Annotated in this window: 7 protein-coding genes; all 7 read left to right on the forward strand. The window is 72.8% G+C overall.

Going from position 1 to position 7,422, the window contains the following annotated elements:
- Window positions 1–911: inorganic phosphate transporter (locus VGL20_01675; GenBank protein HEY2702376.1), on the forward strand; the 911-nt coding region annotated here is incomplete at its 5' end.
- Window positions 912–1,019: 108 nt separating this feature from the next.
- Window positions 1,020–1,607 carry a winged helix-turn-helix domain-containing protein gene (locus VGL20_01680; GenBank protein ID HEY2702377.1) on the forward strand — a complete coding sequence of 196 codons (588 nt, stop codon included), beginning with the start codon at window positions 1,020–1,022 and terminating at the stop codon, window positions 1,605–1,607.
- 294 nt (window positions 1,608–1,901) lie between these two features.
- Entirely contained in the window at window positions 1,902–2,645 is a 744-nt protein-coding gene (locus VGL20_01685; protein HEY2702378.1) for a DUF899 domain-containing protein, read from the forward strand.
- Window positions 2,646–2,883: 238 nt separating this feature from the next.
- The gene (pstS, locus tag VGL20_01690) at window positions 2,884–3,996 is read left to right on the forward strand and encodes a phosphate ABC transporter substrate-binding protein PstS (GenBank protein HEY2702379.1); all 1,113 of its coding nucleotides are present in this window, start codon (window positions 2,884–2,886) and stop codon (window positions 3,994–3,996) included.
- 70 nt (window positions 3,997–4,066) lie between these two features.
- Window positions 4,067–4,915 (forward strand): hypothetical protein, encoded by an 849-nt coding sequence (locus VGL20_01695; GenBank protein ID HEY2702380.1) that lies wholly within the window; start codon window positions 4,067–4,069, stop codon window positions 4,913–4,915.
- Window positions 4,916–5,082: 167 nt separating this feature from the next.
- Window positions 5,083–6,159 (forward strand): DUF1996 domain-containing protein, encoded by a 1,077-nt coding sequence (locus tag VGL20_01700; protein ID HEY2702381.1) that lies wholly within the window; start codon window positions 5,083–5,085, stop codon window positions 6,157–6,159.
- A 222-nt stretch (window positions 6,160–6,381) separates the two neighbouring features.
- A complete protein-coding gene (locus tag VGL20_01705; protein ID HEY2702382.1) occupies window positions 6,382–6,528 on the forward strand; it encodes a hypothetical protein in 147 nt (48 codons plus the stop codon).
- Window positions 6,529–7,422 lie beyond the last annotated feature (894 nt).

Below are 7,422 nucleotides of genomic sequence, written 5' to 3' on the forward strand. Positions count from 1 at the left end.
GCACCCGTGCGCTGAGCCCGCGCCTCGCGGTGGCGATGTCGGCGGTGCTCAACCTGGTCGGCGCGATCGTCGCCACCCAGCTCCTCCACACCAAGGTGGCCGACACCATCGGCGGGCTGGTCAAGCCCGCCGGCGGCATCGGGCTCGGCATGATCATCGCCGCGCTCGCCGGTGCCATCGTCTGGAACCTCATCACCTGGCGGGCGGGGCTGCCGTCGAGCTCCTCGCACGCCCTGATCGGTGGCCTCATCGGAATGGGGATGGTGGGCTATGGAGTGCACGCCGTCCAGTGGGCGAAGGTGGGGCCGGTCGTCGCTGCGCTGGTGACGTCGCCCGTCATCGGCATGGTGGGCGCCTACCTCGTCATGGTGGCGCTGCTCAACGTCTTCCGCCGCGCTCATCCAGGTCGCGCCAACCGGCGCTTCCGCCGCGCGCAGATCGCCTCCGCCGCCTTCGTCTCCTTCAGCCATGGGGCCAACGACGCCCAGAAGACCATGGGGGTCATCACCCTGGCGCTGCTGAGCACCGGGCACCTGACCCTGCACGGGCGGGAGAGGTTCCCCGCGGTTCCCCTCTGGGTGGTGAGCGCGGCGGCGCTCGCCATCGGCCTGGGGACCTACGCCGGCGGCTGGCGCATCATCCGCACCGTGGGCTCGCGGATCATCCGCCTGGAACCCGACGCCGGGTTCGCCGCTCAGACGGTGGCGGCCGCGGTGATCCAGGGCGCCACCCAGCTGGGCCTGCCAGTGAGCACGACCCACGTGGTGACCGGGTCGGTGATGGGGGCCGGTGCGACACGCCGCGTCGCCGCGGTGCGCTGGGGACTGGCGCGCCGGATCCTGGCCGCCTGGGTGCTCACCATCCCGGCCTCGGCGCTGGTCGCGGGAGGCATGGCGCTCCTGCTGCGCTGAGGCGGCTACCCGAGCCGGGCGCCGCGGTGACGGCGGTCACTGCACGCGACTGGTGGCAGGCGGGAGGATGTCCCCGGTGCCCCCCCCGCCGTGCCAGGATGGCGGACCATGACGCGGCGTGAGGTTTCGTGGACACCGGTCTCCCCCACCCCGGCGGCGGAGCTGCTGACCACCGCCGGCCGGATCGTCGAGGACACCCGTGTGCTGGAGCAGCTGGCCGAGGAGCTCCGAGCGGAGAACGCCGCACTGCGGAGGGATCGCGACGGCCTTCTCGCTCTCCTCACCACGGTGACCCGGCGGCTGCCGGAGCCGCGTCCGCCCCGGGGGCGGCCTCCCGGCCCTCCCCCGCCGCGAGCCCGGCCGGAGGACCCGCGGGTGTCGGAGGACGTCTCGCTCAACGGCCTCATCCTCGACCGCGCCGCCGGTCGCGCGCTGGCCGGCGGCCATGTGATCCCGCTGTCGCCGCGCGAGTTCGAGCTGCTCGCCCATCTGCTGGATCGCCGTGGTCGCGCGGTGTCGAAGGAGGCACTCCGCCGCGCGGTCTGGCCCGGCGCTGGCGGCGACGATCTGAGGACGGTGCGGGTCCACGTGAGCGGCCTCCGGACGAAGCTGGAGGGCTTCGTCGGGCTGCCGGTCCGCATCACCACCGTCCACCGCGTCGGCTACCGCCTCGACGTCGTCGACGAGCCCGGCTGAGCGGCGGTGCCGAGAGCGGAGGGAACGCCGTGTGAGGGAAGCTGCCCGGACCACCCGAGGTGCCCGGGCATGGTCGTGAACCAACGGCCCCCCGAGGCCCCGGCGCTGGCGGCGCACCCACGCGCGAACGCGCGGTGCGGGCGGTGTGGGGCCTCGTACTCCTGGGATGGCGGGCGCCTCACCTATCTCGGCGTTCACGATCAGGGCGGGATCGTCGCCCGCCGATGATTCTGGCGTCCCGACCCGGTCCACCTCCTCGAGACCCACCACACCGGACCAGCAGAGGAGAAGCTCATGACCCTCCCCGAGGTCGTGACCCGAGACGAATGGCTGGTCGCGCGCCGCGAGCTCCTCGCCAGGGAGAAGGAGCTCACCCGGGCACGTGACGCGCTGAACGCCGACCGCCGCAGGCTGCCGATGGTCAGGATCGACAAGGACTACGTCTTCGACGGCCCCGAGGGCCAGGCCAGCCTCCTCGACCTGTTCGACGGCCGCCGCCAGCTCATCGTCCGGCACTTCATGTTCTCGCCGAGCTGGGAGGACGGCTGCCAGAGCTGCTCCGCGGGAGCCGACGAGATCTCGCCCGGTCTCCTCCAGCACCTGCACGCCCGCGACACCACGATGGTCGTCGTCGCCCGTGCGCCGCTGGCGAGGATCGAGGCCTACAGGGCGCGCAGGGGCTGGACCTTCCCCTGGTACTCGTCGTATGGCAGCGACTTCAACTACGACTTCCACGTCACCCTGGACGAGTCCGTCGCGCCGATCGAATACAACTACAAGACCCTGGTGGAGCTGCAGCAGGCATCGCCGCCCGGCCACGTCATCGAGCAGCCCATGGAGGGGCCCGGCCAGAGCTGCTTCCTCCGTGACCGCGACGCCGTCTTCCACACCTACTCCACCTACGCCCGCGGGACCGAGATGGTCGGCGGCTCCTACTACTACCTCGACCAGACCGCGCTCGGCCGCCAGGAGGACTGGGAGGAGCCGAAGGGTCGCGTGGCCGCGGCGCGCGGTGCGAACCCCAACTTCTCGACGTGACCCGGGGAGGGGCTGGGCGTGATCGTGGCGAGCCGGGCCTGGGCCCGATCCAGGAGGCGATCGACGAGCGGCTCGGCAGCGCGGGGCCTCGCGGTGAGGGCCTCGATGATGGATCGAGGTGACCGCGGTTAAGAGGTGACCAACGACGCAGGCGGCGCCGTCGCCGCGATTGCGCGCCGCGTCCGCGGCGATCACCATCCCGGGGGAGCTGGTCGCGGGTGTGTGGAGGGAGGACGCCATGACGGCGAGGACACCGGCGGTGGTGGCGCTGTGGGCGGCCGCAGCGCTGACCGGGTGCGGCAGCGGGGCGCATCCGGCTGGGGGTGGCGCGGGCACGACGTCCGTCACCACCGCGGGGAACCCGGTGTCGCCGGTCACCGTCACCGAGACCGGGTCGACGCTGATGCTGCCCTACCTGCAGCGGGTGGCCGGCCCGCTGCAGCACGCCTACTCGAACATCGCGCTTCGACCCTCCGGGGGGGGCTCGGGCAGGGGCATCGCCGACGCCCTCGCCGGCGCCGTCGACCTGGGCGGCTCGGACGCGTACCTGAGCAACACCCAGCAGCAGGCGAACCTCGACGTCCTCGACCTGCCGGTGGTCGTCTCCGCGCAGTCGATCGACTACAACCTGCCGTCGGTCGGCGATGTCAGGCTGAACGGCGACGTCCTGGCGAGGATGTACCGGGGGGACGTCACCCGCTGGAACGACGCCGCGATCGCCGCGCTCAACCCCGGGGTCGCCCTGCCGGCCACCACGGTGGTGCCGGTGCGCCGCGCCGAGCCGTCCGGCGACACGTTCATCTTCACCCAGTTCCTCGCCAACTCCACCGACTCGTGGAGGAGCACGCCCGGGTACGGCGCCACCGTGGGCTGGCCGGCGGTGCCCGGCGAGCTCAGCGCCCGGGGCAACGCGGGCATGGTCTCGACCTGCGCCGCCACCCCCGGCTGTGTCGCCTATGTGGGCGTCAGCGTCGCCCAGGCCGCGGCGGCCGCGGGTCTGGGCGAGGCGCAGCTGCAGAACCGGGCGGGCAACTTCCTGCGGCCCACCCACGACACCGTCAGCGCCGCACTGTACAACGCCCAGCAGCTGGTTCCCGAGGACCTGCGCCAGTCGCTGGTGTACGCCAGCGGCGCCAACTCCTACCCGATCGTGAACTACGAGTACCTGATGGTGAGGACCACCCAGCACGGCGGGGACCGGGCGATGGCGATCCGGACCCTGCTCAGCTGGCTCATCGATCCCGCCGGTGGCAGCTCACCCGAGCAGCTCTCGCCGGTCAACTTCGTCGCCCTCCCCGACGGCGTGCTCGCCAAGGTGCGGGCGGCGATCCCGAGGATCACCGCGGGCTGAGGGTTTTCGTCGGCGGATCGTCACCGCGGGGCACCGGCGGCGGTGACGGTCACCTCATACGCTGGTCACGATGAGCGATGCGACCCGGGCGCGGCTGGCGCTGAGGACGACGGCGGTCGTGACCCTCGCAGCCGCCGCGGCGAGCCTGAGCATGTCGGTGGGGCACCGCGACCCCGCGCCCGCCGCCCCCGTCCCGCCGCTCGGGCACACCTGCGTGCCGCTCCCCTCCAGCGGCGGCGCCGACGTCGTCCTCGACCTCGCCGGGGCGGCCGCGCCGGTGCAGACCGTGCGGGTGCGCACCGGGCAGACCCTCGGGGTGGGCGGCCGCAGCGGCTGCGACCCGTATCACCTCCCCGCCACCGCCGGACCGCTGCTCCAGGAGGTGGCACGCCACAGCTCCGCCGGAGGCGACCTCGACGTCGAGTACCTGGCGCTCGCGGCCGGCACCGTCACCCTGCCGCTCTGCGCCAGCGCGTGCACGCCCGCATCGGTGGTGGTCACCGTGCTCCCGGCCGGTGATCCGGCCCAGGCGGCGCTGCGTGGCACCGGGACCATCACCCTCACCGGCGCAGGGTTCGCCGGCACCCACCCGCTCGAGGTCGACTGCCCGAAGCGGGTGCGCGACGGCGCCGTCGACGCCGGCCCTGCGTTCCGGTTCACCGCCGCGGGGGTGGCCTTCAGCGGCGTGGTGAATGCCGGGATCCGCACCGTGGGCGAGCAGCTCTCGCGCCCCGTCCAGAAGGGCAACGTGGTGCTCGGCGCCGGCAGCCCGGCCCACGACCCCATGTTCCTGATCGAGTACCCACGCTCCGGCACCCTGTCCGTCGACGACGGCGGCGGCACCCTGACCGCGGCGCCGCTCCTCGCGGACGGCATCTCCCAGGACTGGGGGACGGTGGCGCTGACCTGGCACTGCTAGCCGTTCGGCGCGCTGCTGCGCGCCGCTCGGAGGTGCGGCCGCCCACCGTGGCGCGCGCACAGTCGTGACTCTCGATGCGGCGCCGTCGCCGACCTGCGACGGCAGCACCCGACGGTCGTGACCCGCTCTCCAGCGGAGCGCGGCCGGTGCGTCCGTAGCCTCAGGGGGTGCGCATCTCCCCCCGTCTCACCGTGGCCGCGGTCTCGGTCGCATCCCTCGTCGCCGGCGCCGCCGGAACCGTGACCGCCGGCTCCGCGGGCACCTCCGGCGGCCAGTTCACCGTCCAGTGCGCCTACAGCCACACCCTCAGGGACGACAGCATCGTGTTCCCGGCGAAGCCGGGCGCGAGCCACGCCCACGACTTCTACGGCAACGTCTCCACCAGCGCGGCGTCGACGTACGCATCGCTGCTCGGCGCCGGCACCACCTGCACCAGCCCCGACGACACCGCCGGCTACTGGCAGCCGGCGCTGCTCGTCAACGGCACGCCGGTCGCCGCCAACGCCGAGCGCGCCTACTACGCGAACGTGACCAGGGGGACGATCCGCGCCTTCCCCGCGGGGCTGCGGATCATCGCCGGCAACTCGAAGGCGAGCGGTCCCCAGCCCCCCTCCGTGTTCTACTGGGGCTGCGCCCACGACGAGAACGCCGGACAGCTGACCTCGCCGCCGCAGTGCGCCGACCAGCTGCGCGCGCACATCATCTTCCCCAACTGCTGGGACGGCGTGAACCTCGACAGCGCCGACCACCACTCCCACATGGCCTACAGCAGCGGCGGGAGCTGCCCCGCCGACCATCCGGTTGCGCTGCCCCGGCTGACCATCGCGGTGGGCTGGAACGCGACCCCGACCCCGGCCTCGGTGAGCCTCTCCTCGGGCCCGGCGTACACCATGCACGCCGACTTCCTCAACAGCTGGAGGCAGGGCGCCCTCGAGAGCCTGGTGAGCCGCTGCCTCGCCGCCCACCTGAACTGCGGCGAGATCACCGCGGCCGAGGGGCCGGCCGGCGCGACGGCCACGCCGCGGCCGGCGCCGCGCACTCCCACTGCCCCGCCGGCGGCGGTGACCTCCGGCTCGGCGGCGGCCTCCTCCGTGCTGGCGGCGGCATCCCCCGGGCTGGCGGCGGCGTCCCCCGGGCCGGCGGCGCCGGCCTCCGCTGTGGGAGGCGCCGTCGCTGCGGGGTTGGGCTGCCCCCCCGCCCCGCTGGCGGCCACCCCGAGGACGCCGATCCCCAGCTGCAGCTGAGCGGCGAACCGGTCACTCCCCGGCGTCCGCCGCGGTCCCGTCGGCAGCGTGGTCAGGTCACCGCAGGGTCGCCAGGACGAGCGCGCCGCCGAGCACGCCGGTGCCGAGCACCAGCCAGCGCCTCGGCGAGCTCGACCAGCGTGACCGGTCCGATGCGCCGCATCCGGCGGTAGCTGCCCGCCAGGTAGACCAGCAGCAGCGCGGTCGTGGGGTCTCCAGGGCTTGCGCGACGCCTGGCAGCGGGAGCGCCGCTTCGACCACGGCCAGAACCAGTACGGCACCGGCAGCGAGGAGCCGGCCCCCTCGCTCGAGGTGGCCGTCCAGCGGCACCTCGAGGAGATCCGTCGTCTGCGGCCGGCCTGTCCGTAGGGCTCGGGTTGAGCCGACATACGTGCAGATCGGCAATTGCGGCCGCGGAGAGTCCCACCGAATGCGGGATGTCGCAGGGGACGCGCTGGCTTCGCCTCCCTCGGGCACCCTGCTTCCCGCGGGGCCTTCGGAGGCCCTGATGCCGTAGGGAATGGGCTATTCCCCGCGACGCCGCACTCCCCTGACCGAGCGGCTAATTCCTAGTTTGCACGTATGTCGGCTCAACCCGAGAATGACGCCGTTAACCCGGAGACCCGAGCCCGCCGGGCACCTGTCCGCGGATGAGCGCAGGACCCTCGCTGCCTGGACGCCCAAGACTGCCGCCATGCTCCAAGCGATGAACGACCGGACCGATCACCAGCGACTCCCACACAGCATCAACCGGACGCCACCAGCCTTCCCATGATCAGTGGAACCCTGCGCCCACCCCTGCAAGAATATACGCCACGATCATGATGGCGACGAAGACCGCGAGCGCCAGAAGCCACCCAGCCAACGACCTCTTGCGCTTCCAGTACGTGTCGGTGGTGTCTCGTACGGTGCTCTGTCCACAAGGGCACACGTATAGACCTCTTCCAGGCGGCCGCCACTCGTGGCGCCGGCCGCGCCAGGGCCTGGGTCGCTAACTAGATTGTGCTAGCGGTCGAGTGTGTAGCCAGGAGCGCTCAAATTGACAGAGCCAGACACGCCGCAGGCACCGATGGAGAAGCCCGGCGGGGCAATCGAACACCGAGCGAAGACCAACCCCGATGGATCCTCAGGGCGTCAGTCCTTCTGGCGTCGCTGGGGGAGACGGCTGACGAAACTCAACTGGGAGGCGGGGTGCAACGCCTGCAGCGGTGGAGTCGTGATCCTGTCGTGTGCAGGGGTGGCCGCGTTGTTCCTCTGGGTGAG

This window comes from Candidatus Dormiibacterota bacterium, assembly GCA_036495095.1.
Taxonomy (GTDB): Bacteria; Chloroflexota; Dormibacteria; order Aeolococcales; family Aeolococcaceae; genus CF-96.

Excerpts from the sequence above, each read along its gene's own strand:
- VGL20_01680 (HEY2702377.1), top strand. The coding sequence starts at position 1,020 with ATGACGCGGCGTGAGGTTTCGTGGACACCGGTCTCCCCCACCCCGGCG.
- VGL20_01685 (HEY2702378.1), top strand. The coding sequence starts at position 1,902 with ATGACCCTCCCCGAGGTCGTGACCCGAGACGAATGGCTGGTCGCGCGC.
- pstS (HEY2702379.1), top strand. The coding sequence starts at position 2,884 with ATGACGGCGAGGACACCGGCGGTGGTGGCGCTGTGGGCGGCCGCAGCG.
- VGL20_01695 (HEY2702380.1), top strand. The coding sequence starts at position 4,067 with ATGAGCGATGCGACCCGGGCGCGGCTGGCGCTGAGGACGACGGCGGTC.